Raw genomic sequence first — 25,898 nt, 5'->3', positions numbered from 1 at the left:
CGAACACTTGCCATGCGCCTCGAACTCGACCGTCTTCACCCTACGCCGTTGGTCCAGCAACTGACCGAGCAATTGCGGGCATGGATCGAGCAGCAGCGTCTGCGTCCCGGCGCGCGTCTACCCTCGATCCGTGCCTTGGCGCGGGATCACGCGGTGAGCGCGTCCTGTGTGATCGAGGCTTACGATCGGCTGGTCGCCAGCGGCTGGCTGGAAGCGCGCCACGGAACCGGCTTTTTCGTGGCCGAGCGCAAGCCGGGATTGCAGGCTGATGTGGGTGTGGCCTGGGGCGAGGGCATCGACGGTAGTTGGCGGCAGTTTCGTGAAGGGCACGACGAGTTGCTCAAGCTGGGGTGTGGCTGGCTGCCGGTGGCCTGGCGCGCCGAGGCTGAACTGGCCCAGGCGGTGCGCCAGGTAAGCCGTGGCGCGCCAGAGGCCTTGTTCGACTACTGTCCGCCGTTGGGGCTGGCCAGCCTGCGCCTGCAGTTGCACAAAGGCTTGGCGAAGCTCGACATTGTGGCTTCACCTGAGCGTATCCTGACCACCCAGGGGGCCAGCCATGCCCTCGACCTGCTGGTGCGCACCCTGTTGGCACCCGGTGATACCGTGCTGGTGGAGCGTCCCGGCTATTACAACCTGTACAACCTGTTGCGTCGGCATCAGGTCAACATGCTCGAAGTTCCGCGCACGGCCACCGGGCCTGACCTGGCGGCGCTCGAGCGCCTGCTGGCCGAGCACCGGCCACAGTGCCTGTTCACCAACAGTCTGTACCAGAACCCCACCGGTTCCAGCCTGACGCCCAAGGTGGCCTATCGCCTGCTGGAACTGGCACGCGAGCATGATGTACGGATCATCGAGGATGATCTGTACGCCGACTTTCAGGATGGCGCGGCGACGCGCCTGGCGACCCTCGACAGTGATCAGCGGGTTATCTACGTGGGCAGTTTTTCCAAGACCCTCAGCTGTTCGTTGCGCGTCGGTTATGTGGTGGCCGACGAGGCGCTGGTGGCTCGCCTGGCCGAGCTGAAGATGGTCAGTGGCATCGGTACCTCGCGCTTCGCCGAGCAGGTGGTCGGGCAGATGCTTGCCAATGGCAGCTACCGCAAGAGTGTGCAACGCCTGCGCGTGCGCCTTGGGCAGCACATGGCGAAAGCACTTGGGCAGTTGGAGGCCTGTGGTTGGGAGGTGTTCTGCGAACCTTGCGGCGGCATGTTCGTCTGGGCGCGTTCGCCGGGGCGCGACTTCGCCGAACTGGAGCAACTGGCGCTGGAGCAGGGCGTGCTGTTGACCCCAGGCAGTGCCTTCGATCCGCAAGGGCGTGCAAGCGACTGGCTACGGATCAATGTCGCCTATGGGCAGGACGTCCGCGCCCAGACCTTCTTCCAGCACGCCGGGCGACCTTCAGCAATCTGAAAGCGACACGTTCATAGCTATTTGACACCATTGCGTCGTTCGGCTCTTGTGAGGGCGTCGATGCCATTGTCACTCTTGCAGTTCGGAACAATCCGGCAACGCGAGGAGTAACGGTGATGGTGGCGACCAGGCACGGTGTACTGGCCAACCTGGGCATGGCCCGCAAGCTTGGCCTGGGTTTCGCGTTGGTCTTGTTGTTGACGCTGGTGGTGGCGGTGATCGGCGTGTACGCGCTGACCAGTATCGGCCAGCGCTTCGACGGGCTTCGGCTGATGGCACAGTTCAACGCCGAGCTGTCGAGGCTGCGCCAGCATGAGCAAGCGTTCGCCTTGCGTTCGGACATCAAGGAGGCCGAGGCCTTGCGCGGCGGGTTGAAAAGCCTGCTGGAGCGAGCCCAGGGCGTGCCAGCACTGGCGTCTGCGCAAGCAGACCTGTCCGCCTACGGCCAAGTGTTCGATCAGTTCGTCCAGGTGGTGCAGGCCAAGGAACTGGCACTGGACATGGCCAGTTGGTCGGTGTCCAGCGTCGCCAACAACCTCGATGTTCTTCAGGCGGGCCTGGCCGATGACGGCAGCTACACCCTCAAGCAGTCCCAGGGGCAGCAGGGGTCTGAATTTCTCGAGCAGGCGGGCCAGGTGGGGCAGGTCTCACGGTTGATGCTGCAGGCCATGGACGAAGCCCGGGTACGCCTGGACCAGAGCCGCAAGGGCGTTGAGGCTGGCCAGGGGCGAATTGCCCAGACGGTCGAGGCGGCAAGCCTGGTCGAGCAGCTCAAGGGGGCAGTCAGCGACGCGGGTTACCAGGGTGTGCTCGGCGAAGTGGCCGGGCATATCGCGAGTTTTTCCGAGAAGCTCAACGAGTACACCGACCTGTTGAGCCAGGAGCGGGGTATCAAGGCCCAGTTGCAAGCCAGGGCCGAGCAGGCCACGGCGCAGGTCGACCAGGCGTACGCGGCCCAGGAGCAGGCGATGCAGGGCGAGCTGGCGCGCAACGTCGTGGCCATCGCGGCCGCCACCGCCCTGGCATTGCTGGTAGGGGTGCTGGCCGCCTGGTTGATCACCCGTGCCGTGGTCGCACCGCTCAAGCGGGTGATTGCCAGGGCCCGGAGTATTGCCTCAGGTGAGCTGGGCATCGAAGCGGAGCCGCCGCGCCAGGATGAAGTGGGGCAACTGTTGCAGGCCATGCAGCAGATGGCTGAAGGCTTGTCTGGCGTGGTGAGTGGCTTGCAGCAGGGGATCGAACAACTGGCCGGCAGCGCGCAGGCATTGTCGGCGGTCACCGAGCAGACCAACCGCGAGGTCGGCAGCCAGAAGGACGAAACCGAGCAGGTGGCCACCGCCATGCAGCAGATGACCGCCACGGTGCACGATGTGGCGCGCAATGCCGAGCAAGCGGCGCAAGCCGCGCAGGCCGCCGACGACAAGGTTGGCTCGGGGCAGCAGGTGGTGCGCCAGAGCATGCAGCGTATCGAGCAGTTGGCAACGGCGGCTGAAACGGCCAGCAACGGCATCGACAGCCTCAGTGCCGAGATCCACACCATCGGTGGTGTGCTGGAGGTGATCAAGAGCGTCGCCGAGCAGACCAACCTGCTGGCGCTCAATGCCGCCATCGAGGCAGCCAGGGCGGGAGAGCAGGGGCGTGGCTTTGCCGTGGTGGCCGATGAGGTGCGGGCATTGGCCCGGCGCACCCAGCAATCCACCGAAGAAATCGAGCGCCTGGTCGCCAGCCTGCGCGGCAATGCCCAGCAGTCGGTGGCGCAGATTCGCGGCAGCACCGAGCTGGTGCGCCTGGCGGTGGCCGATGCGTTACAGACCGAAAGTGCCCTGGGCAGCATTGCCGCGGCGGTGTCGCTGATCCAGCAGATGAACCAGCAGATCGCCGCGGCGGCCGAGCAGCAGAGCTCGGTGGCCGAGGAGATCAGCCGCAGTGTCACGCAGATTCGTGGCAGTGCCGATCAGGCGGCGTTGGCCATGGAGGACAACGCCCGGTCAAGTGTCGAACTGGCCCGGCTGGGGGATGACCTGAAGGGGATGGTGGGGCACTTTCGCGTGTGACGCCCGCAAAGCCCGGTTCGCCGGCTACAGATGTCCGGTAGGCACCGGCTTGCCGGCGAACGGCTGTTTCAACCCTTGCGCGGGCTCAGGATCAGCAGGGTCAACACCCCCGCGACGATCCCCCAGAACGCCGACCCGATCGAGAACAGGGTGAAGCCCGATGCCGTCACCATGAACGTGATCAGCGCCGCCTCGCGTTCACGGGCCTCGCCCATGGCCACGCTCAGGCCGTTCATGATCGAGCCGAACAGCGCCAGGGCGGCGATCGAAAGTACCAGCTCCTTGGGCAGCGCGCCGAACAGCGCCGCCAGGGTGGCGCCAAAAGTGCCGGCCACGCCATAGAAGATTCCGCACCAGACCGCCGCGGTGTAGCGCTTGGCCGGGTCTTCATGGGCATGCGGGCCGGTGCAGATCGCCGCGCTGATCGCTGCCAGGTTGATGCCGTGGGAGCCGAACGGTGCCAGCAGCAACGAGGCGAAGCCAGTGGCCGAGATCAGGGGCGATGCGGGCACCTGGTACCCGTCGGCGCGCAGCACGGCGACCCCTGGCATGTTCTGCGAGGTCATGGCCACGACGAACAGCGGGATGCCGATGCTGATGGTCGCCGCCAGCGAGAAGCTCGGGGTAGTCCACACCGGCGTGGCGACTTCCAGTTGGAAACCGCTGAAGTCCAGCAACCCCAGGGCACCGGACAGCGCCGTGCCGACCAGCAGCGCGGCGAGCACGCAATAGCGCGGCGACAGGCGTTTGACCAGCAGGTAACTGAAGAACATTCCCAGCACCAGCAGGGTGCGGTGCTGCGCGGCGACGAAGATCTCGCTGCCGATCTTGAACAGGATGCCGGCCAGCAATGCCGAGGCCAGCGAGGCGGGGATGCGCCTGACCAGGCGCTCGAAGCTGCCGGTCAGTCCGCAGATCAGCACCAATACGGCGCAGGTGATGTAGGCGCCGATGGCTTCGCTGTAGCTGACACCGCCCAGGCTGGTGATCAGCAGCGCCGCCCCGGGCGTCGACCAGGCCACTGTGATGGGTGTTCGATAACGCAGCGACAGGCCGATGCTGCACGCCGCCATGCCGATTGACAGCGCCCAGATCCACGACGAGATCTGCGCGCTGGTGAGCCCCGCCGCCTGGCCGGCCTGGAACATCAGCACCAGCGAGCTGGTATAGCCGGTGAGCATGGCGATGAAGCCGGCGACCACCGCCGAAGGTGAGCTGTCAGCCAGCGGCCGCAGGCGCGCGGAGGTGGCATCGGTCATGGGGTAATTCCTTGTACAGAGGTATGCATTATTTTCAGGCTATCGCGTCGTGGGGTGTTTCTTGCCATACAGCAGCCATTGCATTTAACCGTACAGTCGCCAACTATTGGCCTCGGATAGGCAACTGCGTAAAAGGGGAGGGGCGATGTACAAGGTCTATGGGGATTACCAGTCGGGCAACTGCTACAAGATCAAGCTGATGCTCAGCCTGCTTGACCGCCCGTATGAGTGGCATTCGGTGGATATTCTCAAGGGCGAGACCGAGACCCCCGAGTTCCTGGCCATGAACCCCAACGGCAAGGTGCCGGTGCTGCAACTGGAAGATGGCACTTGCCTGTGGGAGTCCAACGCGATTCTCAACTTCCTGGCCGACGGCAGCGAGTTCCTGCCCAGCGAACCGCGCCTGCGTACCCAGGTGCTGCAGTGGCAGTTCTTCGAGCAGTACAGCCATGAACCCTACATTGCCGTGGCGCGTTTCATCCAGTTCTACCTGGGGCTGCCGGACGAGCGCATCGAGGAATATCGCAAGCTGCACAAGGGCGGGTACAAGGCCCTCAGGGTGATGGAGCGGCAGTTGCAGATGACGCCCTACCTGGTCGGGGACCAGTATTCGATTGCCGATGTGGCTTTATATGCCTACACCCATGTGGCCCACCAGGGCGGGTTCGACCTGGCCGACTTCCCGGCAGTGAGGGCCTGGCTGGAGCGGGTGGCGAGTCATCCGCGGCATGTGCCTTTGGTGAATTGAGCTCGGGCCCTGTTCGCCGGCAAAGCCGGCTCCTACACGATATCTGTAGGCGCCGGCTTGCCGGCGAACAGGGGCGATGCTGCGCTGTCAGATCGCGGCGAAGCGTTTGTCCAAGTAGGCGATGATGTCCTTGGATTCGTACATCCAGGTGACCTTGTCGCCTTCCTCGATGCGCAGGCACGGCACCTTCACCCGGCCACCGCCTTCGAGCAGCGCCTGGCGGTGCTGCGGATCGTTCTTCGCGTCGCGCAGTGCCACCGGGACGTTGAGCCGATGCAGGGTGCGGCGGGTCTTGACGCAGAACGGGCAGGCGTGGAACTGGTACAGCGCGAGGCCCTTGGCCTCTTGCTCGACACTGGCCTGAGCCGCGGCATCGCGCTTTTTCTTGGCTGGGCGGCTGATCCGGTCAGCGAATACGATGAGCTGGCCGAGGCCGACCCGCAAGGCTTTGACGATCATGGGCAACTCCTGAAAAGAAAAAGCCGACCCCAAAGGGTCGGCTCCGGATCACAGGCCGATCACTTGATCAGGCTGAGGAACTCGCTACGGGTGGCGGCGTTCTCGCGGAACTCGCCGAGCATTACCGAGGTGAGCATGGTCGAGTTCTGTTTCTCGACGCCGCGCATCATCATGCACATATGCTTGGCTTCGATGACCACGGCCACGCCTGCGGCGCCGGTCACCTGCTGGACGGCTTCGGCGATCTGGCGGCTGAGGTTTTCCTGGATCTGCAGGCGACGGGCGAACATGTCGACGATCCGCGCGACCTTCGACAGGCCGAGCACCTTGCCTTTGGGGAGGTAGGCGACATGAGCCTTGCCGATGAACGGCAGCATGTGGTGTTCGCACATCGAGTACAGCTCGATGTCGCGGACCAGTACCATTTCGCTGTTGTCGGAGCTGAACAGCGCACCGTTGGTCACTTCTTCCAGGGTCTGCTCATAACCGCGGCAAAGGTACTTCATGGCCTTCGCAGCCCGTTTCGGCGTGTCGAGCAGGCCTTCGCGGGAGACGTCCTCGCCCAGCTGGCTGAGGATCTCGGTGTAGTTCTGTTCCAGGGACATGGATCTACCTGTGGAAAATTTCGCAAAGACGAAGGGTACGGCGCCGAGCACGGCGCTGCAAGCGCGATGTCACTCGTCGCGGCCTTCGAGCATGGTTCGCTTGAGCATGACGTACAGCGCGCCGGTGCCGCCGTGGCGGGCCTGGCAGGAGGCGAAGCCGAGCACTTGCGGGTGTTGGCGCAGCCAGGTGTTGACGTGGCTCTTGATCATCGGGCGCTTGCCATCGATGCGCGCGGCCTTGCCGTGGGTCACGCGCACGCAGCGCACTTCGAGCTTGGTGGCTTCGGCGATGAAATCCCACAGGGTTTCGCGCGCTTTCTCGACGCTCATGCCGTGCAGGTCGAGGCTGCCCTCGAAGGCGATCTGGCCGAGTTTGAGCTTGCGGATCTGGCTCTCCTGCACACCGTCTCGGCGCCACATCAGTTCGTCTTCGGCACCAACGTCGATGACGAACTGGTCGGACAGGCCGTCGACGACCAATGGCTGGTCGCTACGGATGGTCGCCGCCTGGCGCAGGCCGGCCAGTTGCTTGCGGTCGGCCTTGGGTTTGCCGACCTCGGCGCGATCGTGCTGGATCGGCTTGACCCCGCGTACTTCGCTGCGGAAGAGGGAAAAATCGTCGTCTTGCATGGTGCCTCCACGTGGGCGGCGTAGTTTACGCGACTGTGTGCCGGAGTGAAGCCTTGGGTTGCTCATGCGGGCTGTTCGCCGGCAAATTGGCGAAACACAATCTATCGAGTTGGCACGCCTCTGTAGGAGCGGCTTCAGCCGCGATCACCCGCGAAGCGGGTGCCGGACACGGCGCTGGCTGCATCGCGGCTGAAGCCGCTCCTACAGAGGACCTCGATCCCTTCGCGGCAGCTCGACAGATCAGTCGTGTTTCTTCATCAGGTGTGGCGCAAGATTCAGCCCGTGCCCGCGGCGCAGGCGAATGCGGCTGCGGCGCCAGCCGCGTACACCGAAATACAGCAGCAGGATGCCGACCACCGTGAGCGTCGCCGCCAGCGGTTGGTTGGCGTTGAGTTCGGCGAGGGCGGGGTAGTTGCCCAGCAGGCCGGCGACGCCGGCCATGGCGAGAAGGATGCCCAGCGTCGCGAGCAGTACCGAGAAGGCGGCGCCCAGGCGCGCGCCCCAGTTGCTCGGTTCGCGCTGGCGCAGGCGTTTGGCATCGAAACGGCCTTTGAGCTTCATTCGAAGTCCTCTGGATCTTGTAACGCTGATCCGGATTTCGACCTGCGGGTTGCCCCTGGGTTCCGCCCGTCCGCCGGACGGTCTCGGTCAGACCAGGCTGGCGGTGGGGGCGACGCAGGCGAAGTTGTCGGCCATCACGGCCATTTCGCACTGGTGGATCTGCGCGGCGGGGATCACCGTATCCTTGAGGGCAAGGTCACGGGTCGCCGAGGCATCTTCCACCAGGGTGCAGCGATAACCATAGTCCTTGGCGCGGCGCACGGTGGTGCTGACGCTCGAGTGGCTCATGAAGCCGCAGACGATCAGATCCAGCGGGCCGAACGCCTGCAGCGTTTCGTGCAGCTTGGTGTTCTTGAATGCGTTGGGCATGCGTTTTTCAATGACGACTTCGCCATCCAGCGGCTCCAGGCCGGGGATGAATTCACCCCCCGGGCCCTGCGGGTCGAAGCGACCGCCGACAGTACCGAGGTGGCGGACGTGGATGATCGGACGGTTGGCCTTGCGGGCGGCGTCGAGCAACCTGGCGATGTTCGCCACGGCCTCGTCCATGCCCGACAGCGCCAGCGGACCGCTCAGGTACTCCTTTTGCGCATCGATGACGATCAGGCTGGCTTGGCCAAGCTTGGCCGGCGGGTAGTCGCGGCCAGTGAGGCGGAACATCGTGGTTGGAACGGAGGACATCAAGGGCTCCTTGGATAGGGCTTTTGTATACCTATTCTCCCTCGCCTTGGCGTCAATGTGAATGGTTGACATTGCAGGCGGCATGGTTACTGGCCTGGGGCTATCCATTCGGCCATCGGAGAAAACAAATGTGTGGTGTGGGCTGTTAGACTTTTGTCCTGTCTGAAAAGGAGTACCCCGTGATCACATCCCGCCTGCGCACCCTGCGCGACCATATCCGCTGGGCGGTCAGCCGCTTCCATGAGCACGAGCTGTTCTTCGGCCACGGCGCCGACAATGCCTGGGACGAGGCCCGCCTGCTGGTGCTCGGTTCGGTGCACCTGCCGTGGGAGGTGGCCGACAGCTACCTGGACTGCCAGCTGGAGGACGATGAACGGGTACGCCTGCAGCACCTGCTCAAGCGCCGCATCGAAGAGCGCGTGCCCACCGCCTACCTGCTGGGCGAGGCATGGTTCTGCGGCATGTCGTTCATCGTCGACGAGCGCGTGCTGGTGCCTCGTTCCCCCATTGGCGAGTTGATCGAAAAGCGTTTCGAACCTTGGCTGGCGGCGGAACCGGCACGCATTCTCGACCTGTGCACCGGTTCCGGTTGCATTGGCATCGTCGCTGCGGATGTGTTCCAGGAGGCCGAGGTGGTGCTGGCCGACCTGTCCTTCGACGCGTTGGAAGTGGCCAACCAGAACATCGAGCGCCATGGCCTGGAACAACGTGTCTATACCGTGCAGGGCGATGGCTTCGGCGGCTTGCCGGGGCAGCGCTTCGACCTGATCCTGTCCAACCCGCCCTATGTCGACGCCGAGGATTTCGACGACATGCCGGCTGAGTACCACCACGAGCCCGAGCTGGGCCTGGCCTGCGGCAATGATGGCCTGGACCTGGTGCGGCGGATGCTGGCCGAGGCGGCCGAGCACCTGACCGAGAAGGGCTTGCTGATCGTCGAGGTGGGCAACAGCCAGGTGCATGTCGAGGCGCTGTACCCGGAAGTGGACTTCGCCTGGCTGGAGTTCGAGCGTGGCGGCCACGGGGTGTTCATGCTGACCGCCGAGCAGTGCCGGCAGCACCAGGCGTTGTTTGCTTCGCGGGTATGATCGGTCTGAGTTGAACGGGGCTGCCTTGCAGCCCTTTCGCCGGCAAACCGGTTCCTACGCGATGTTTTCTGTAGGAGCCGGCTTGCCGGCGAGCAATCAGCGGGTGGCGATCCAGATCAACAGCCCCGCCTGGAACACCGCAAAGGCCACCAGGCAGGTGATGGTGAAGCGTAACCCGCTGTCTTCACGGCGGTACTTGGCGACCCGCTCGTCACGCTCGCGCAACTGGGCTTCCTTCTCCATCAGGTTCTGCTCGGCCTGCTGCAGCATGCCGGCCGCCTCGATGATGTCGACGCGCTGGACTTTCTCGGTGTTCCAGCCGCCCTTGAGCTGGCCCACCGCGGTTTCCACCACGCGCCCCTTGAGCAACTGGCCATCGGCGTACTCCACCGCCAGGCCGACGCTGGCCAGCACGTGGTCGCGGCGCAGGCGAGTGTCCTCGTTGAGCGCATCCTTGTTCGGCAGGTTCATGCCTTCGACCCGGTAGTGCGAGCAACGTTGCTGCAACCACTGCACCGCCTGGGCCAGCAGGAAGCGGCCGAGACCGCGGTTCAGCGGTTCGAGTTGCAGGCCACTGTCGCTGCCGATGCGCACCAGCCGCTGCTCGTGGTCGACGCGGATGTCCAGCTGGTTCTGTTCCTTGCGCACTTTCTGTCCGGGCAGGCGGATTTCCATGCGCAGCAGGCTGTGGGCCTTGTCATGGCGCTCGGCGTAGCCGAACTGGACGAAGCGCAGTGGCCGCGCGCCGCTGTTGCGGTCGGTCGGCAGCGGCGCCAGGCGCAGCAGCTGGAAGTGTTCGGCGGCAAGGTCCGCCCACGGCTGGGGGGCGCTGTCCGGGGCTTGTTCTTCTGTCGCCTCGGCGGCGGGGGCATCGGTCATCAGGGCAATCCTCAAGTGCACGGCGGCCAGGTGTTCAGCGGGCCTCGGCGCCGTGATCACGACCTTCATAGCTGCATTATCGGCAGCTCGGGCCAAGACCTGAGCATTGTCGGTGATCGAGCCCTCAGGTGGGTGGTAACTGGTGGATGAAAGCGACGATCCGCTCACCCAGTTCGCGCGCCAGGGGCAGCTCCGGGTTCAGGTAGCTTTCACGCTGTTGGCGGATGTCCCGGGGGCTGATGCGCAGCACGTGGTTCATGCCGTCGATCAGCGCCAGTTCTGCGTCGGGCTTGGCGGCCTTGAGACGTTCGGCGTCGGCCACCTCGACTTGCACGTCGTTGCGCCCCTGGACGATCAGCGCGGGCACCTTGAGGTGGGCAAAGGCTGCGGCCGGGTCCTGGCGCAGCAGCGAGATCAGGTACGGCTGCACGCTGGGGCGGAATACCTGGCGCAGGGGCGCCGGCACGTCCAGGCTGGTCTGCCCCGCCTGCAACCTGTCGATCAGCGCCACGGCGGCGTTCAGTTGCGCAGGGGGCAGGCGTTGGGCCAGTTGCTCGCGCAGCACCTGCGCCACCGGGCGGCCACTGCCGGCCAGGGTGATCACCGCGCTGGCGCCGGCCTGTTCGGCGGCCAGGCTGGCGATCAGCGCGCCTTCGCTGTGGCCGACCAGAATCAGCGGGCCGAAGCGTGGGTCATGGCGCAATGCCTGGCCCCAGGCGACGACGTCGGCCACGTAGCGTTCCACGCTGAGGTCGCGTTCGTCGGGCGTGGCCGGTTGGCTGGCGGCCACGCCGCGCTTGTCGTAGCGCACGCTGGCGATGTGCTCGCCGGCCAGCAGCAGGGCCAGGCGCTTGAGGTTGTCGATGCGCCCGGAAGCCGGGTTGTTGCCATCGCGGTCAGTCGGGCCGGAGCCGGCGATGATCAGCACCACCGGAGGCGGAGTGTCCTGCTGCGGCAGCAGCAGGCTGCCGTGCAGCACGCCCTGGCCGGTGTCCAGGTCGATGGGACGTTGCAGCACGGTGGGGGCGGCCTGGGCTAGACCAGTGCAAAGCAGCAGGAGGAGGGCGGCGAGGCGCGACTTCATCAACGGGTACTATCTGGGGAGGTCTGGTTTCGACCTTGGGGTTTGTGGAAGGTTCGCTGGCCCATTCGCCGGCAAAGCCGGCTCCTGCATTGAGGTCAGCACGGGCCACCATTACCCCGGTGTTTTCCGTATACTGGCCGCTTTCGTTCACTTCAGGCTGATCTCGCGGAGCGTCCATGTCCGGCAATACCTACGGCAAGCTGTTCACTGTCACCACCGCTGGCGAAAGCCATGGGCCGGCGTTGGTCGCCATTGTCGATGGGTGCCCGCCGGGCCTCGAGATTTCGCTCGCCGACCTGCAGCACGACCTCGACCGGCGCAAGCCCGGCACCAGCCGGCATACCACTCAACGCCAGGAACCGGACGAGGTGGAGATCCTCTCCGGGGTGTTCGAGGGCCGCACCACCGGTTGCTCGATCGGCCTGCTGATCCGCAACACCGACCAGAAATCCAAGGACTACTCGGCGATCAAGGACCTGTTCCGCCCGGCCCACGCCGACTACACCTACCACCACAAGTACGGTATCCGCGACTACCGCGGCGGTGGCCGCAGCTCGGCGCGCGAAACCGCCATGCGCGTGGCGGCCGGCGCTATCGCCAAGAAGTTTCTCGCCACCCAGGGCATCCGGGTACGCGGCTACATGAGCCAACTCGGCCCCATCGAGATCCCGTTCAAGACCTGGGATTCGGTGGAGCAGAACGCCTTCTTCAGTCCGGACCCGGACAAGGTGCCGGAACTGGAGGCGTACATGGACCAGCTGCGCCGTGACCAGGATTCGGTGGGCGCGAAGATCACCGTGGTCGCCGAAGGCGTGATGCCGGGCCTGGGCGAGCCGATCTTCGACCGCCTCGACGCCGAGCTCGCCCACGCATTGATGAGCATCAACGCGGTCAAGGGCGTGGAGATCGGCGCCGGTTTCGCCAGTGTCGCCCAGCGTGGTACCGAGCACCGTGACGAGCTGACCCCCGAAGGCTTCCTCAGCAACAATGCCGGCGGCATTCTCGGCGGCATCTCCTCGGGCCAGCCGATCGTCGCCCACCTGGCGCTCAAGCCTACTTCGAGCATCACCACGCCCGGTCGCTCGATCGATGTCGATGGCAATCCGGTCGAGGTGATCACCAAAGGCCGTCACGACCCGTGCGTCGGCATCCGCGCCACGCCGATCGCCGAGGCGATGATGGCCATCGTGCTGATGGACCACCTGCTGCGTCATCGCGCGCAGAATGCCGAGGTGAAAGTGGACACGCCGGTGTTGGGGCAGCTCTGACATGAGGGTAAGCCCTTTCGCCGGCAAGCCGGCTCCTACAGGCACAACCAAGCCTTGGTAGGAGCCGGCTTGCCGACGAAGGGACCGCAAGGCCAAACCGACCTATCGATCAAGCCCATGCCCCTCATCCCCTACTGGCGCCTGTCCAGCTTCTACCTCTTCTATTTCGCCCTGCTCGGTGCCACCGCGCCGTTCCTGGCCCTGTACTTCGATCACCTGGGCTTCTCCCCGGCACGCATCGGCGAGCTGGTGGCCATCCCCATGCTGATGCGCTGCCTGGCTCCCAATCTCTGGGGCTGGCTGGGTGATCGCACGGGCCAGCGCCTGCTGATCGTGCGTCTGGGGGCGTTGGCGACGCTGGCGACCTTCTCGCTGATCTTCTTCGCCAAGAGCTACGCCTGGCTGGCGCTGGTCATGGCGCTGCACGCGTTCTTCTGGCACGCCGTGCTGCCACAGTTCGAGGTCATTACCTTGGCCCACCTGCACGGCCAGACTTCACGTTACAGCCAGGTCAGGCTGTGGGGCTCGATCGGCTTCATCCTCAGTGTGGTCGGGCTGGGTCGGCTGTTCGAATGGCTGAGCCTGGACATCTACCCGGTGGCGCTGGTGACCATCATGGCGGGCATCGTCGTCGCGAGCCTGTGGGTGCCCAATGCCCAGCCGGTGGAGCAGGCCGACCAGGGTAGGGCGGGGGGCTTCCTCCGGCAACTGGTGGCCCCCGGCGTGGTGGCTTTCTACATTTGCGTGGCGCTGATGCAGCTCAGCCACGGCCCTTACTACACCTTCCTCACCCTGCACCTTGAGCACCTGGGCTACAGCCGTGGCGCCATTGGCCTGCTGTGGGCGCTGGGGGTGGTGGCCGAAGTGCTGGTATTCATGGTGATGAGCCGGATCTTTGCGCGGGTTTCGGTGCGCCGGGTGCTGCTGGCGAGCTTTCTGCTGGCCGCCGTACGCTGGCTGTTGCTGGGCAACCTGGCCGAGATCCCGGCGCTGCTGGTACTCGCCCAGGTTCTGCACGCCGCCACGTTCGGTTGTTTCCACGCCGCCAGCATCGCGTTCGTCCAGTCCAGTTTCGGTGCGCGCCAGCAGGGCCAGGGCCAGGCATTGTACGCGGCGCTGTCCGGCACCGGCGGTGCCTTGGGCGCCCTGTACTCGGGTTACAGCTGGAAACTGCTCGGCCCGCACTTCACCTTTGGTATGGCCAGCGTCGCGGCACTGGCCGCAGCCGTTATCATTGCCCTCCCTCTGAAAGAAAGCAGGAACGACCCCTGATGAGCATCCTCAGTGTTTTCGACCCGTCCAGCCCGGAACTGCCGAACAAGGTGCTGACCCACCACGACGACATCGCCGCGACCCTGGCCGAACAGGGCGTGCGTTTCGGCCGCTGGCAATCGGGGGTGCGACTGCGCCCCGGCAGCAGCGAAGGTGAGGTCCTGGATGCCTGCCGCGAGCCCCTCGATCAATTGATGACGGCCCACGGCAGTGCCGCATTCGCCGTGCTCAGCCGCGAAGGTGTCGATCCGGCCCTGGACGACCTGCGCGATGAGCATGTGCATGATGCCGAGGAAGTGTTCGCGGTGATCAGCGGGCGTGCCCAGGTTACGTTGCGCCTGGGCGACGTCGTTCATGCTGTGTTGTGCGAGAAGGACGATGTACTGGTGATTCCAGCAAGGGTACGGCGCTGGTTGGACCTGGGCGATGCCCCGTTCTGCCTGGCGTTGCGCCTGTTCGACAGCGCGCAGGGCAAGCAGCCGCGGTTCACCGGTGATGCCGGTGCCCGGCAGTTCCCGGGGCTCGACGAGCTCTGAGCGATCAGCGATAGGTCGGCAGGGCGAAGCGCTGCTGGCTTTGCAGCCTCGAGATTACCGGCAGGTCGCAGGCCTGTTCGGCCAGGTCGCGGCGGATGGCGCTGATGGCCCAGGACAGCTGTTCGGCGCTGTGCAATTGTGCATACGACAGCACGCGACGGGTCACCACGCCATCGGCGGCGCGCAAGGTCAGCAAGATGCCGCCGTCCGGCCGAGACTGGGTGGCGACCTGGTAGGCAGAGAACACCGACGTGAATTTTTCCTGGATGAGGTCCATGGCAACTCCTGACTGTTGTACTGGCAGACGTGAGTTGGGATTTGCAGTGAGCGTGCCAGTCTTTCAGTTTTTATAAAATCCTTATAAAACAATAAGTTATGTTTATTTTTGACATCGAGCTATTTGCATTTTGCAAGGTCGTGCATTTTGCACAGTGCAATTTGCACGGTAATAGCTTTGTTCTCTCTGCCCCATAGAATCTGACGTTTTGACCCCTGGAGGGTGCCTGGCCAACACTTGGCCTCACGAAATTGCCAGGAGGTTCCCGATGTCCGACCAACAGTCCGCCGAAGCGACCGCCGCCTTCGCCGAAGAAGTCTTCGAATGCGCCCGCCGCGGTGATGCGCCCATGCTTGAACGCCTGCTCGCCAGTGGCCTTCCGGCCGACTTGCGCAATCACAAGGGGGACACCTTGCTGATGCTGGCCAGCTATCACGGTCATGAAGAGGCGGTTCGCGTGCTGCTGGCCCATGGCGCCGACCCGCTGATCGCCAACGACAACGGACAGTTGCCCATTGCCGGTGCAGCGTTCAAGGGCGACCTGGCGATGATCCGCCTGCTGCTGGCGCAGGGGGTGCCGGTGGATGCCGCCGCCGCTGATGGCCGTACCGCGCTGATGCTGGCGGCCATGTTCAATCGCCTGGAGATCCTCGATCACCTGCTGGCCCAGGGTGCCGATGCGGCGCACCGCGATGCCGCGGGCACCACGGCGCTGGTCGCGGCGCGGACCATGGGCGCGATGGAGACCGCAGCACGTCTCGAGGCGCTGCTCGGCTAACCCCCGGGGGGCGTTTGCGGCTATCCTTGGCGCCTTTTACGCCAATCCGCAGGGCCCCCAATGAAAGACCAGTTGCTCGAATTCATCAGCCTCATCGGCGCGGGTTGCATGCCCGATGACGTCATCGAGCGCATCGCCGCCGAGGCCGCCCAGGCCTATGCCGACCCCGCCGCCTTCCTCGCCGCCAACCCGGACATCAACTACGACGACACCTTCCCGATCCCGCTGGGTGAATGGGTGGTGCTCGGCAGCCTGCCCGACACCGTGGTGTTCCAGGCCGACACTTACCAGGACCTGTTCCAGCAGATCAGCGACTCGTTCGACAAGAGCGTGCCGTTCACCCTCAAGCCCAAGCAGTTGGCGCGCACCGAGCCGCTGACCGCGCTCAACCGCATCCAGGTGCAGATGGGCGCGCTGAACAAAGAGGCCGGCGGCTATGTGCTGCTGAACTTCAGCCAGTTGCTCGATGACGAGTTGCAGATGGTGATGGTGGGGCAGAACGACCTGGCGCGGGTGCAGGAGCTGGGTGCGGCGCTGGGGATCAAGGTGGAGCCGGCGCTGGAGGCGCTGAAGGTGGCGGTACACGTCTGAGCCGGGGTTACTACTCCCCTGTAGGAGCGGCCTTGTGCCGCGAAAGGGCCGCAAAGCGGCCCCAATATCCCCTTGCCCAACTCTGGAATCCCGGGGCTGCTGCGCAGCCCTTTCGCGGCACAAGGCCGCTCCTACAGGGATTGCGCTTGGCCTTTCAACCCAATGCTGTATCGAGGAACATCATCACCGCGAACCCGCCCATCAAACCCAGGGTCGCCGCCGTCTGGTGGCCGTTGCGGTGGGTTTCCGGGATCACTTCGTGGGACACCACGAAGATCATCGCCCCCGCCGCCAGCCCCATGCTGATCGGGTAGGCCAGGGCGAAGCCGGTGGAAATCCCCATGCCGATGACCGCCCCCAGGGGCTCCATCAGCCCGGAACCGATCGCCACCAGCGCCGCCTTGAGGTTCGATAGCCCCGTGGCGCGCAAGGCGAGGGCCACGGCCAGCCCTTCGGGGATGTCCTGGATGGCGATGGCGCTGGTCAACGGCAGGCCGATGTTCAGGTCGCCGTTGGCGAAGCTCACGCCGATGGCCATGCCCTCGGGCAAGTTATGCAGGGTGATAGCCAGCACGAACAGCCAGACCCGGCTGATCCGTTCGGCTTCCGGCCCGCAGGGCCCGGTGCTTTCGTGCTCGTGTGGGGTGAAGCGGTCGAGCCCGAGCATCAACAGCACGCCCAGCCCCATCCCCAGCACTACGGTAAAGGCCGCGGCCGGACCGTTACCGGTGATGTCCCGGGCGGCATCCAGGCCAGGCAGGATCAGCGAGAACGAGCTGGCCGCGAGCATCATCCCGGCGGCGAAACCCAGCATCACATCCTGGCTGCGTGCGCTGACATCGCGCAGGACCACCGCCAGTACCGCGCCGAGGGCCGTGGCGCCGAAGCCGGACAGGCCACCGAGCAACGCCAGGTGCAGGTTGTCGGCGTGGTCGCCGTTGATGGCATTCCAGACGCTCGCCATCAGCAAGGCGAGCATGGCGAGCAGGCTCAGCAGCAGGCCGGCGCTGAGCCAGGGGGTGTCGAGCGCCTGTTGCCGCCAGGCGCTGATCATCGAGAGTTGGGTATTGGCTGGGGGCATGCGGACCTCGGGACGGTGGATAACGGCAGTCTATCCAGTGACCGGCGTGGTCGGCCAAGGATTCCCTTCTATCGGCGCCATAGCCAGCTATGCTCTGCAACACAGTCATCTCGCGGGGGCGGCGGCATGGGTTCGACCTTCAATGGCCTGGTTGGCCTGATCATCCTGGCCCTGGACATCTGGGCGATTCTCAATGTCATCAAGAGCAGCGCCGAAGTAGGGATCAAGGTGCTGTGGATCCTGTTGATCGTGTTGCTGCCAGTGGTAGGGCTGATCATCTGGGCGATCGCCGGGCCGCGGGGCAACATTCGGATATAGATGCGCTGGCGGCCATGGCCAGCGCTTCGACAAAATTTTCACACTCGATTTTTGAGAATTCGCGCCGCACAATGCGGCCTTGGTCCGTGGCCACGGTAATGGTCGGACCGCCTGGCTGTCGGCGATTGTCGCCTTCCCGCAAACCGCAATCCTAGGACCTCTCCATTCATGGCTAACACGGACGCCTTGAAGCAACAGGGCGTGCGAGGCTCGTTCTCGCCAACCCTGAAATCCCACCTGGCCTACACGCTGCTCAGCGGCCTGGTGATCATGCTGATGCTCAGCCTGGTGCGCCTGGCGCTGCTGGTCTACAACAGCGACATGATCGGCGACACCCCTTACTCGACCGTCGCCGAAGGCTTCTTCAACGGCCTGCGGTTCGACCTGCGGGTGGTGGTGTACATCAGCATCCCGCTGCTGCTGGCCTTGCTCAGCCCCTGGCTGATGGCCCGGCGTGGGCTGTTCCGCTTCTGGCTGACCATCGCCTCGAGCGTGGTGATGTTCCTCGGCCTGATGGAGATGGACTTCTACCGCGAGTTCCACCAGCGCCTCAACGGCCTGGTGTTCCAGTACATCCAGGAAGACCCCAAGACCGTCATGAGCATGCTCTGGTACGGCTTCCCGGTGGTCCGCTACCTGCTGGCGTGGCTGTTCGGCACTTGGCTGCTGAGCTTGCTGTTCAAGGGCATCGACCGCCTGACCCGTGGCGCCGGTGACTCCGTCCAGGCCTCTGGCCGTCGCTCGGTCGCACCGTGGTATGGCCGCCTGGCCGTATTCATGGTGATCCTCCTGGTGGCCGTGATCGCCGCCCGCGGCACCCTGCGCCAGGGCCCGCCGATGCGTTGGGGCGATGCCTTCACCACGGACTCGAACTTCGTCAACCAGCTGGGCCTGAACGGCACGCTGACGTTGATCGACGCCGCCAAGAGCCGCTATGGCGAGGACCGCGCCAATATCTGGAAGCCGGTGCTCAAGCAGGATGAGGCCACCCAGAGCGTGCGCGAGCAGTTGCTGACCGCCCACGACACCCTGGTCGACGCGGACGAAGCCGCGATCCGCCGCGATTTCGTGCCGCCGCAGGGCCGCACCCTGCCGATCAAGAACGTCGTGGTGATCCTCATGGAGAGCTTCGCCGGCCACTCGGTGGGGGCACTGGGCAGCCCGAACAACATCACCCCGTACTTCGACAAGCTGGCCAAGGAGGGTCTGCTGTTCGACCGTTTCTTCTCCAACGGCACCCACACCCACCAGGGCATGTTCGCCACCATGGCCTGCTTCCCCAACCTGCCGGGCTTCGAGTACCTGATGCAGACCCCGGAGGGTGGCCACAAGCTGTCCGGCCTGCCGGCCCTGCTCAGTGCCCGCGACTATGACGATGTCTACGTCTACAACGGCGACTTCGCCTGGGACAACCAGTCCGGGTTCTTCGGCAACCAGGGCATGACCACCTTCATTGGCCGCAATGACTTCGTCAACCCGGTGTTCTCCGACCCGACCTGGGGCGTGTCCGACCAGGACATGTTCGACCGCGGCAACGAAGAGCTGGCCAAGCATGACGGCAAGAAGCCGATCTACGCCCTGCTGCAGACGCTGTCCAACCACACGCCGTACGCGCTGCCGAGCAACCTGCCGGTCGAGAAGGTCACCGGCCAGGGGCGTCTGGACGAGCATCTGACCGCCATGCGCTACTCCGACTGGGCGCTGGGCCAGTTCTTCGAGAAGGCGCGCAAGGAGCCTTACTTCAAGGAAACCCTGTTCGTCATCGTTGGCGACCATGGCTTCGGCAACCACCAGCAGGTCACCGAGCTGGACCTGGGCCGCTTCAACGTGCCGTTGCTGCTGATCGCCCCGGGCATCCAGGAGAAGTTCGGCGCGGTGAACCACACTGTCGGTACCCAGGTCGACATCGTGCCGACCATCATGGGCCGCCTGGGTGGCCAGACCCGTCACCAATGCTGGGGTCGCGACCTGCTCAACCTGCCTGAGGGCGACGAGGGCGTGGGCATGATCAAGCCATCGGGCAGCGAGCAGATCGTCGGCCTGGTGCAGGGTGACCGTATCCTGATCGAGTCCAAGGACATGTCCCCGCGCATGTACCGTTACCAGCTGGGCCGCGAGTTCAAGGCCGAGCTGATCGAAAGCCCGGACCAGCCGCAGATGCTCAAGCGTCTCGAGGCGTACATCCAGACGGCGACCAAGAGCCTGCTGGACAACACCGCCGGTGTGGTGCACGGCACGCCGAAGTAAGTGATACGCACCAGGAAAGCCCGCCGTCATTGGCGGGCTTTTTTTTGCGTTGCCGGCCTGAACCCCTGAACGACGAGCTTGCATGGCGGTCAGCTATTACGGGTATCACTCACCGTTGCGCGTTTAGCGAGGGCCGATCGATGAAAGAGTGGGAAGTCATCTTTGCCGACCAGAAAGGCGAGCCGACGTCGCTGCTGATCAATGCCGAGCAGTGCCCCAGCGAGGAAGACGCCGCGCGCGCGATACGTTCGCATCTGTTCCCGGTCATGGACGAACTGGACCTCAACGACTTCCAGGGCCGTACCCATTCACCCACGGCGCGTTGGCTCAAGGAGCAGAACGGCGTCGTCATCACCGATATCCGCGAAGTCCCCTGAAAGCAGGCTTCTGGCGTGGTGCCTGCACAGGCACTACGCTGGAGTGAGGCACCGGCCTAATCTGCGGGCCTGTGTCGGTTCGATTCGCGTCTTGCATCAGCTCTAATTGCCAGGCATGGCACCGTTGCCAGGCAGGTGCGTCGTGCACTGAAAGTCTATCCACTGCTTTGCAGGAGGACGTTTCATGAGCAGCCAGAACGAAGATATCAGCAGCAGTGTCCTGCGCCAGATGAAAGCTGGCGGTTTCGATTTCACCCGCATCCACCCCATCGAGTTCTATGCCGTCTTCCCTGACGAGGCAGGCGCACGGCGCGCCGCCGGGGCGTTTCGCGGCGAGTCCCTCAATGCGCAGGTCAGCGAGCGTGACGACGGTGCCTGGCACCTGGAACTGAGCAAGGTCATGTACGCCACCCATGGCGGCATCGGGGCGTTCGAGCAGTCCTTCGAGCGTGCCATCTCGCCGTACGGTGGCGAGGTCGAAGGCTGGGGCGTCAAGCAGGAGCGGCCGATCGCCTAGCCTGCTTGCATACGTACCTGTAGGAGCCGGCCTTGCCGGCGAACAGGGCCGCGCACTAGTCGGCAGTCTTTCGCCCAGCCATATGCTCCAGATAAGCCAGTACCGCATCAAGCTCCTGCTCGCTGAGCACCTGGGGCGAGAAGCCTGGCATCTTCGCCTGTGGCCAGCGCCGAAGGCTCTGGGGATCTCGTATGTACTGGCGCAGGAATGCCGGCTGGAAATACTCGGTGGGATTGTGCGGCAGATTCAGGTCTGGCCCCAGTTGCGCGTCGCCCGCGCCATTGAGGCGATGACAGGCCAGGCAGTTCTGCTGGAACAAGGCAAAGCCGCGGCGAACGGGGGCGTCCAGAGCCAGGGCCGGATCGGGCAGCAAGGCGGGAAAACGTGCCTCGACCGCTGCCAGGCGGCGAATCGTGGTGATCTGGAACGGCCACTGCTCCGGGCGTATGCCACTGGCCTGAGGTTGGGTCCAGACCAGATAGAAAGGCCCCGCGCTCGGTTTTCCAGCGCCGATCGAGGGCCAGGGGTGAGCCGGATCCTCAATGGCCAGCCAGGCCTGCGCCGGGCCTGGCTGCAGCAACGTGGCGGCCGGCATCTCGGCGGCGAAACCGTCCAGCGCGACGGCCTGCAGGTGATCGCCCGGTTTCACCCCCTCAAGCAGCGCGGCCAGCGGCACGGCGCGGTAATGCTGGGTGCGCTTGTAGGTGACGTCCTGCTCGATGGTGATATCCCTGGCCTGGGGGTGGTCGAGCAATTGTTCGCTTTGCCAGTGGCGGCTGGTTGTTCCCAGTTCCAGGGTCAGCTGCGTCGCCCACGAAGGCAGGGCAAGCAGCAGGCAGATCAGGGTGAGGCACGCGCGCATGGGCAATCTCCAACCATCAAGGTCGGCAGGTTACCTGCGCATTGCCATTAATGGCCACCGCACTGTTCAACCGAACAGCCGGGTGAGGTTCGGCAGAATCAGCAGCAGCGTGGTGGCGAAGAGAATGAGCCCTGCTTGGCGTACTTTCGATTGTCTGAACATGGCGGACCGCCTTCTTGTTGTTATTCCTGAATAACCCTTGGCTTCCCTGTCGCGCGTCGGGTCGATCGCAGTGGCGCGATGAAGCGCCATGCCTGCTTGCCTCTTGTGTCTGGGTATACAACCAACAGTAGGGCCCGCGTCATCCCTGTTTCAGAACCCTTTGTTCTAACTGGGTTGTAGATGATTTCAGCTGGTTTTAAGGCCACTGGCCATATCGCTGCCACGCTGGGGCTAGACGAGTGCGCGGGCAGGGTTACCAAGGGTTACAGGGCCTACCGTTCGTCTGGACATCCTACTTGCTTGTACGAGCCTTTCGCGTCAGTCTTTACAGCACTTCCCACACACATGTCGTTCAGGACTATCCCTATGTCGTTACGCATCTGCATCCTTGAAACCGATGTCCTGCGACCTGAGCTGGTTGCGCAGTACCAGGGCTACGGAAGGATGTTCGAGCAGCTGTTCTCGCGTCAGCCGGTCGCCGCCGAGTTCGACGTGTACAACGTGATGAATGGCGACTACCCCGCGGACGGCGAAGTCTTCGACGCTTACCTGGTGACCGGCAGCAAGGCCGATTCGTTCGGCAGCGACCCCTGGATCCAGACGCTGAAGGCCTACCTGCTCAAGCTGTATGAGCGTGGCGAAAAACTGCTGGGCGTGTGTTTTGGCCACCAGTTGCTGGCGCTGACCCTCGGTGGCAAGGCCGAGCGTGCCGACAAGGGCTGGGGAGTGGGAATCCACCGCTACAGCCTGGCGGCCCATGCGCCGTGGATGGACCCGGAAGTGACCGAGCTGACGCTGTTGATCAGCCACCAGGACCAGGTTACCTCAGTGCCTGAGGGCGCCACGGTGATCGCCTCCAGCGACTTCTGCCCGAACGCCGCCTATCACATCCGTGACCAGGTGTTGTGTTTCCAGGGGCATCCGGAGTTCGTCCACGACTATTCGCGCGCATTGCTCGATGCGCGTCAGGACTTCCTGGGCGAGGAGGTCTACCAGAAGGCCGTGGCCAGCCTGGAGAGCGAGCACCAGGGTGACCTGGTGGGTGAGTGGATGATGCGGTTCATTCAGCAGTCGGCCAAGGCGGGCAATAGCTCGGTGTGATTGTCGGGCCAGCGGTGTGTCCTGGCCCGGCTATGCCGGGCATCGCCAGCAAGGCTGGCTCCTACAGGTTGCGCAAGATCGCCGCAGTACCTGTAGGAGCCAGCTTTGCTGGCGAATGGTCTAAAGCCAACCAGATCGCTTGAAGCTGTAGTACAACCCCGAACACCCCAACCCAATTACCCCAAGCACGGCGAAGTAGCCGTAATGCCAGCCCAGCTCCGGCATGTTCTGGAAGTTCATCCCGTAGATCCCGGCAATTGCCGTGGGGAACGCCAGGATCGCCGCCCAGGCGGCGAACTTGCGTTGGGTGATGCTCTGGCGTGACGACTCCAGCAGCATGCCGATCTCGATGGTCTGGCTGGCGATATCGCGAATGCCGGCCAGGTCTTCCATCTGCCGCGTGACGTGGATCTGCACGTCGCGAAAATACGGGCGCATGTTCTTGTCGATGAACGGGAAGCTCAGGCGCTGCAGTTCCTCGCTGACCTCCACCATCGGCGCCACGTAGCGGCGCAGGCGCAGGATATCCCGGCGCAGGCTGTGCAAACGCTGGACGTCCTCTTCCTTCAGCGAGTTGCCGAGCACGCTCTGCTCCAGCTCCTCGATCTCGCCATGGATCGCCTCGCTGACCGGTTGGTAGTTTTCGGTGACGAAATCGAGCAGGGCGTAGAGCACGAAGTCTTCGCCGTGTTCCAGCAGCAGCGGGCGCGCTTCGCAACGTTGGCGCACCAAGGCGTAGGACTTCGAGTGGCCGTTGCGGCAGGTGATGATGTAACCGTTGCCGGCGAAGATATGGGTTTCGATGAACTCGAGCTTCCCTTCGTGGCGCACCGGCGAGTAGGTGACGATGAACAGCGCGTCACCGAAGGTCTCGAGCTTGGGCCGGCTGTGTTTTTCCAGGGCATCCTCGATGGCCAGTTCGTGCAGGCCGAACTGGCGTTGCAGGTTGGCCAGCTCCTCGGCGTTGGGCTCTTCCAGGCCGATCCAGACGAAGTGCCCGGGCTTGCGGGCCCACTCGGCGCCTTCGTCGAGGCTGATGTTGGTGACCTTCCTGCCGGCGCTGTACACCGCCGACGCGACGACTCGACCCATGGTTGTCCGCTTATTCGGTTGAACACCGTGACAGCTTGGGCTGTAAGGCGGCCCGGGGCAACCTGTGGGGCGTGAACAATTGCACAGCTACACGGGGAGTTCGTGTTCCATGTGGTCGATGCAGTGCTGCATCTGGGTGCGGCATTGCTCGATCAGCGCGGGGATGTCCTGCGCGGTGAGGCCGGCGGTGGCGATGGGGGCCAGCGAGCGGATGATCACCGTGCGTTGGCGCCAGCTGTTCAGGCCCAGGCGCTTTGTGTAGCGGCTGACGCACACCGGCACGATCGGCACGCCGGCTTCGATGGCCATGTGGAAGGCGCCTTTCTTGAATGCCAGCAATTGCTCGCCGGGGTTGCGCGTGCCTTCCGGGAAGATCCAGATCGAGGTGTCGTCGCGCAAGGTGCGCGTGGTCGCCTGCAGGGCTTTGCGCGCCTGGTAGGCGTTCTTGCGGTCGATCAGCACATTGCCACCGAGCCAGAACAACTGGCCGAACAGCGGGATCCAGCCCAGGCTCTTCTTGCCGATGGCGACGGTACGCCGAGGCACCACCTGGCCAATGATGAACAGGTCGTAGTTGGATTGGTGGTTGGCGATGATCACGCAACCGGGGGGCTGGTCCCACAGCGGGCCGACTTCGGCCTTTACCCGGATACGCATGAACCAGGCGGCCGGCACGCTATAAAGGCGGGCGAACACGCGGCTGTTATCCGGGTTGAAGGGGCGGAGCAGGCCGATCAGCAGGCCCAGCACGCCAACCAGCAGGAAATGCAGCGCCAGCAGGAGCATGCGCAAGATATAAAGCATGGAACGGCTCACACCAGACAGTCGCGGCGCAGTGTACGGATGTGCACTGTCCGGGGCAAATACTCGGTGAGCGTCAGGCGGATCTTTGTAGGAGAGGCTTCAGCCGCGATGCAGGCGCCGCGTTCCCGGCACCCGCTGCGCGGGTGATCGCGGCTGAAGCCGCTCCTACAGAGGCATAGGCTCGGCGATCAGCCCATGTGGTTCTGGTCCTGCAGGATCGCCTCGTCCAGCGCCTCCAGCAGGGCCTTGCGCACCTTCAGCTTGGTGTTCTTGTGCGCCAGCATGTTCAGCTTCTTCAGCTCACGGGCAGCCGCCAGGGCGGTCTCGTGCAGTTGTTCGGCCGGCACCACCTTGTCGAGGAAGCCGGCTTCGCGCGCGCCCTGCGGGTCGAAGATCTCGGCATTGTTCACCGCCCGCTGGAAGGCGGCGCGGCTGAGGCGGTCGCGGGCCAGTTCGATGCCGGCGTGGTGCATGGTCATACCGATCTGCACTTCGTTCAGGCAGATCTTGTAGGGGCCTTCGACGCCGATGCGGTAGTCGCCCGACAGCAGCAGGAAGGCGCCTTTGGCCACGGCATTGCCGGGGCTTGCGACAATTACCGGGAAGGGGTGTGACAGCAGGCGGCGGGCCAGGGTGGAACCGGCAGTCACCAGGCCGACGGCCTCCTTGGGGCCGGCGGTCATTACCTTGAGGTCGTAGCCGCCGGAGAGAATGCCCGGCTGGCCGGTGATGATCACAATGGCGCGTTCTTCCACGGCGCGGTCGAGGGCGGCATTGAAGGCGGCGATGAGATCCGGCGAGATGGCGTTGACCTTGCCGTTGTTCAGGGTCAGGGTGGCGATGCCGTCTTCGGCGTGGTAGGTAATCAGCTCGCTCATGGCAGAGTCCTTTGGGTGGCGTGGCGACGACGTTACCCAGCGGCGCAGGCCAGGTAAAGCGCCAAGGCTGACTGGCCAGTCAGTGCCAGGCCGGCAACCCTTGGCCAGTCGGGGCAGGGCCTTGGCGGTAGGGAAAAGCGCTGGGCACAATGGCAGCATTGCCTTGATAAGCCAGCGTTTTCGGGGAATTGGCTTAAGCGCATGAAAATTCTGAAAAAAATGCTTGCCAAAGAAAAGCTCTTCTACTAAATTAGCGCGCCTCGACAGGCTGAATAGCTT

General features: G+C 64.3%; 28 protein-coding genes and 1 pseudogene. 15 read left to right on the top strand and 14 right to left on the bottom strand.

What is annotated here, in order from left to right; genetic code table 11:
* Positions 1-12 precede the first annotated feature (12 nt).
* The 3 genes and pseudogenes from P5705_RS06395 (at position 13) to P5705_RS26345 (ending at position 3,464) form a co-directional block, all read left to right on the top strand.
* On the top strand, positions 13-1,410 hold the full coding sequence (locus tag P5705_RS06395; protein ID WP_277460045.1) for a PLP-dependent aminotransferase family protein: 1,398 nt from the start codon (positions 13-15) through the stop codon (positions 1,408-1,410).
* Positions 1,411-1,526: 116 nt separating this feature from the next.
* Positions 1,527-2,606 (top strand): annotated as a pseudogene (locus P5705_RS26350) (HAMP domain-containing protein); the annotation flags it as partial.
* Positions 2,592-3,464, top strand: a complete 873-nt coding sequence (locus P5705_RS26345; RefSeq protein WP_431196928.1) for a methyl-accepting chemotaxis protein — start codon at positions 2,592-2,594, stop codon at positions 3,462-3,464. The pseudogene P5705_RS26350 and the gene P5705_RS26345, both read left to right, overlap by 15 nt.
* A gap of 68 nt (positions 3,465-3,532) precedes the next feature.
* Here the strand turns inward: P5705_RS26345 and P5705_RS06385 are convergent, their stop codons facing one another.
* Positions 3,533-4,723 carry a benzoate/H(+) symporter BenE family transporter gene (locus P5705_RS06385; RefSeq protein WP_277460043.1) on the bottom strand — a complete coding sequence of 397 codons (1,191 nt, stop codon included), beginning with the start codon at positions 4,721-4,723 and terminating at the stop codon, positions 3,533-3,535.
* Between the two features lie 145 nt (positions 4,724-4,868).
* On the opposite strand from P5705_RS06385, the gene P5705_RS06380 reads away from it, so the two are divergent.
* Entirely contained in the window at positions 4,869-5,471 is a 603-nt protein-coding gene (locus tag P5705_RS06380; RefSeq protein ID WP_277460042.1) for a glutathione S-transferase family protein, read from the top strand.
* Between the two features lie 87 nt (positions 5,472-5,558).
* Here P5705_RS06380 and P5705_RS06375 read toward each other — a convergent pair whose 3' ends face one another.
* The 5 genes from P5705_RS06375 to P5705_RS06355 all read right to left on the bottom strand — a co-directional run bounded on the left by P5705_RS06375 (position 5,559) and on the right by P5705_RS06355 (position 8,407).
* A complete protein-coding gene (locus P5705_RS06375; protein ID WP_277460041.1) occupies positions 5,559-5,930 on the bottom strand; it encodes a glutaredoxin family protein in 372 nt (123 codons plus the stop codon).
* 59 nt (positions 5,931-5,989) lie between these two features.
* On the bottom strand, positions 5,990-6,535 hold the full coding sequence (folE, locus tag P5705_RS06370) for a GTP cyclohydrolase I FolE (RefSeq protein WP_277460040.1): 546 nt from the start codon (positions 6,533-6,535) through the stop codon (positions 5,990-5,992).
* Between the two features lie 69 nt (positions 6,536-6,604).
* A complete protein-coding gene (locus P5705_RS06365) occupies positions 6,605-7,165 on the bottom strand; it encodes a Smr/MutS family protein (protein WP_011532803.1) in 561 nt (186 codons plus the stop codon).
* A 240-nt stretch (positions 7,166-7,405) separates the two neighbouring features.
* Positions 7,406-7,726 carry a hypothetical protein gene (locus tag P5705_RS06360; protein WP_277460039.1) on the bottom strand — a complete coding sequence of 107 codons (321 nt, stop codon included), beginning with the start codon at positions 7,724-7,726 and terminating at the stop codon, positions 7,406-7,408.
* Positions 7,727-7,813: 87 nt separating this feature from the next.
* Positions 7,814-8,407 carry a cysteine hydrolase family protein gene (locus P5705_RS06355; RefSeq protein ID WP_248919178.1) on the bottom strand — a complete coding sequence of 198 codons (594 nt, stop codon included), beginning with the start codon at positions 8,405-8,407 and terminating at the stop codon, positions 7,814-7,816.
* 179 nt (positions 8,408-8,586) lie between these two features.
* On the opposite strand from P5705_RS06355, the gene prmB reads away from it, so the two are divergent.
* The gene (gene prmB / locus P5705_RS06350) at positions 8,587-9,495 is read left to right on the top strand and encodes a 50S ribosomal protein L3 N(5)-glutamine methyltransferase (protein WP_277460038.1); all 909 of its coding nucleotides are present in this window, start codon (positions 8,587-8,589) and stop codon (positions 9,493-9,495) included.
* Positions 9,496-9,591: 96 nt separating this feature from the next.
* Here prmB and P5705_RS06345 read toward each other — a convergent pair whose 3' ends face one another.
* Together P5705_RS06345 and P5705_RS06340 are read right to left on the bottom strand one after the other, a co-directional pair.
* Positions 9,592-10,374: a hypothetical protein gene (locus P5705_RS06345; protein ID WP_277460037.1), complete on the bottom strand. Its 783-nt coding sequence runs from the start codon at positions 10,372-10,374 to the stop codon at positions 9,592-9,594.
* 124 nt (positions 10,375-10,498) lie between these two features.
* The gene (locus P5705_RS06340; protein WP_277460036.1) at positions 10,499-11,458 is read right to left on the bottom strand and encodes an alpha/beta hydrolase; all 960 of its coding nucleotides are present in this window, start codon (positions 11,456-11,458) and stop codon (positions 10,499-10,501) included.
* A 176-nt stretch (positions 11,459-11,634) separates the two neighbouring features.
* Between P5705_RS06340 and aroC the strand changes: the two genes are divergently transcribed.
* The 3 genes from aroC to P5705_RS06325 all read left to right on the top strand — a co-directional run bounded on the left by aroC (position 11,635) and on the right by P5705_RS06325 (position 14,534).
* Positions 11,635-12,726 carry a chorismate synthase gene (gene aroC / locus P5705_RS06335; protein ID WP_277460035.1) on the top strand — a complete coding sequence of 364 codons (1,092 nt, stop codon included), beginning with the start codon at positions 11,635-11,637 and terminating at the stop codon, positions 12,724-12,726.
* Positions 12,727-12,843: 117 nt separating this feature from the next.
* Positions 12,844-13,998, top strand: coding sequence for an MFS transporter (locus P5705_RS06330; RefSeq protein WP_277460034.1), 1,155 nt, complete (start codon positions 12,844-12,846; stop codon positions 13,996-13,998).
* The gene (locus tag P5705_RS06325) at positions 13,998-14,534 is read left to right on the top strand and encodes an oxidase (protein ID WP_277460033.1); all 537 of its coding nucleotides are present in this window, start codon (positions 13,998-14,000) and stop codon (positions 14,532-14,534) included. Before P5705_RS06330 ends, P5705_RS06325 begins: the two co-directional genes overlap by 1 nt.
* 4 nt (positions 14,535-14,538) lie before the next feature.
* Here P5705_RS06325 and P5705_RS06320 read toward each other — a convergent pair whose 3' ends face one another.
* A complete protein-coding gene (locus P5705_RS06320) occupies positions 14,539-14,811 on the bottom strand; it encodes a DUF3509 domain-containing protein (protein WP_213660093.1) in 273 nt (90 codons plus the stop codon).
* Between the two features lie 268 nt (positions 14,812-15,079).
* Between P5705_RS06320 and P5705_RS06315 the strand changes: the two genes are divergently transcribed.
* Complete coding sequence (locus P5705_RS06315) at positions 15,080-15,589, top strand: ankyrin repeat domain-containing protein (protein ID WP_277460032.1); 510 nt, start codon at positions 15,080-15,082, stop codon at positions 15,587-15,589.
* Between the two features lie 60 nt (positions 15,590-15,649).
* Entirely contained in the window at positions 15,650-16,180 is a 531-nt protein-coding gene (locus P5705_RS06310) for a hypothetical protein (protein WP_277460031.1), read from the top strand.
* Positions 16,181-16,334: 154 nt separating this feature from the next.
* Here P5705_RS06310 and P5705_RS06305 read toward each other — a convergent pair whose 3' ends face one another.
* A complete protein-coding gene (locus P5705_RS06305) occupies positions 16,335-17,261 on the bottom strand; it encodes a ZIP family metal transporter (RefSeq protein WP_277460030.1) in 927 nt (308 codons plus the stop codon).
* Positions 17,262-17,387: 126 nt separating this feature from the next.
* Here P5705_RS06305 and P5705_RS06300 point away from each other — a divergent pair, with 126 nt between their 5' ends.
* From P5705_RS06300 to P5705_RS06285, 4 genes are all read left to right on the top strand, one after another.
* Positions 17,388-17,579 (top strand): PLDc N-terminal domain-containing protein, encoded by a 192-nt coding sequence (locus P5705_RS06300; RefSeq protein WP_011532816.1) that lies wholly within the window; start codon positions 17,388-17,390, stop codon positions 17,577-17,579.
* Between the two features lie 168 nt (positions 17,580-17,747).
* A complete protein-coding gene (locus P5705_RS06295; RefSeq protein ID WP_277460029.1) occupies positions 17,748-19,826 on the top strand; it encodes an LTA synthase family protein in 2,079 nt (692 codons plus the stop codon).
* 140 nt (positions 19,827-19,966) lie between these two features.
* Complete coding sequence (locus P5705_RS06290; protein WP_277460028.1) at positions 19,967-20,203, top strand: hypothetical protein; 237 nt, start codon at positions 19,967-19,969, stop codon at positions 20,201-20,203.
* A gap of 184 nt (positions 20,204-20,387) precedes the next feature.
* On the top strand, positions 20,388-20,720 hold the full coding sequence (locus P5705_RS06285; RefSeq protein WP_277460027.1) for a ribonuclease E inhibitor RraB: 333 nt from the start codon (positions 20,388-20,390) through the stop codon (positions 20,718-20,720).
* Between the two features lie 55 nt (positions 20,721-20,775).
* Here P5705_RS06285 and P5705_RS06280 read toward each other — a convergent pair whose 3' ends face one another.
* Positions 20,776-21,582: a c-type cytochrome gene (locus P5705_RS06280; protein ID WP_277460026.1), complete on the bottom strand. Its 807-nt coding sequence runs from the start codon at positions 21,580-21,582 to the stop codon at positions 20,776-20,778.
* A 528-nt stretch (positions 21,583-22,110) separates the two neighbouring features.
* Here P5705_RS06280 and P5705_RS06275 point away from each other — a divergent pair.
* Positions 22,111-22,845 carry an amidotransferase gene (locus P5705_RS06275; protein ID WP_277460025.1) on the top strand — a complete coding sequence of 245 codons (735 nt, stop codon included), beginning with the start codon at positions 22,111-22,113 and terminating at the stop codon, positions 22,843-22,845.
* 120 nt (positions 22,846-22,965) lie between these two features.
* Here the strand turns inward: P5705_RS06275 and P5705_RS06270 are convergent, their stop codons facing one another.
* The 3 genes from P5705_RS06270 to P5705_RS06260 all read right to left on the bottom strand — a co-directional run bounded on the left by P5705_RS06270 (position 22,966) and on the right by P5705_RS06260 (position 25,619).
* A complete protein-coding gene (locus tag P5705_RS06270) occupies positions 22,966-23,937 on the bottom strand; it encodes a magnesium and cobalt transport protein CorA (protein WP_277460024.1) in 972 nt (323 codons plus the stop codon).
* An 87-nt stretch (positions 23,938-24,024) separates the two neighbouring features.
* Positions 24,025-24,741: a lysophospholipid acyltransferase family protein gene (locus tag P5705_RS06265; protein WP_277460023.1), complete on the bottom strand. Its 717-nt coding sequence runs from the start codon at positions 24,739-24,741 to the stop codon at positions 24,025-24,027.
* 188 nt (positions 24,742-24,929) lie between these two features.
* Complete coding sequence (locus P5705_RS06260; RefSeq protein ID WP_277460022.1) at positions 24,930-25,619, bottom strand: crotonase/enoyl-CoA hydratase family protein; 690 nt, start codon at positions 25,617-25,619, stop codon at positions 24,930-24,932.
* Positions 25,620-25,898: the final 279 nt, after the last annotated feature.

Source organism: Pseudomonas entomophila, from assembly GCF_029478665.1.
Taxonomy (GTDB): Bacteria; Pseudomonadota; Gammaproteobacteria; order Pseudomonadales; family Pseudomonadaceae; genus Aquipseudomonas; species Aquipseudomonas entomophila_F.
Note: the sequence above shows the minus strand (reverse complement) of the source record. Positions and strands in the feature narration are given on the sequence as shown.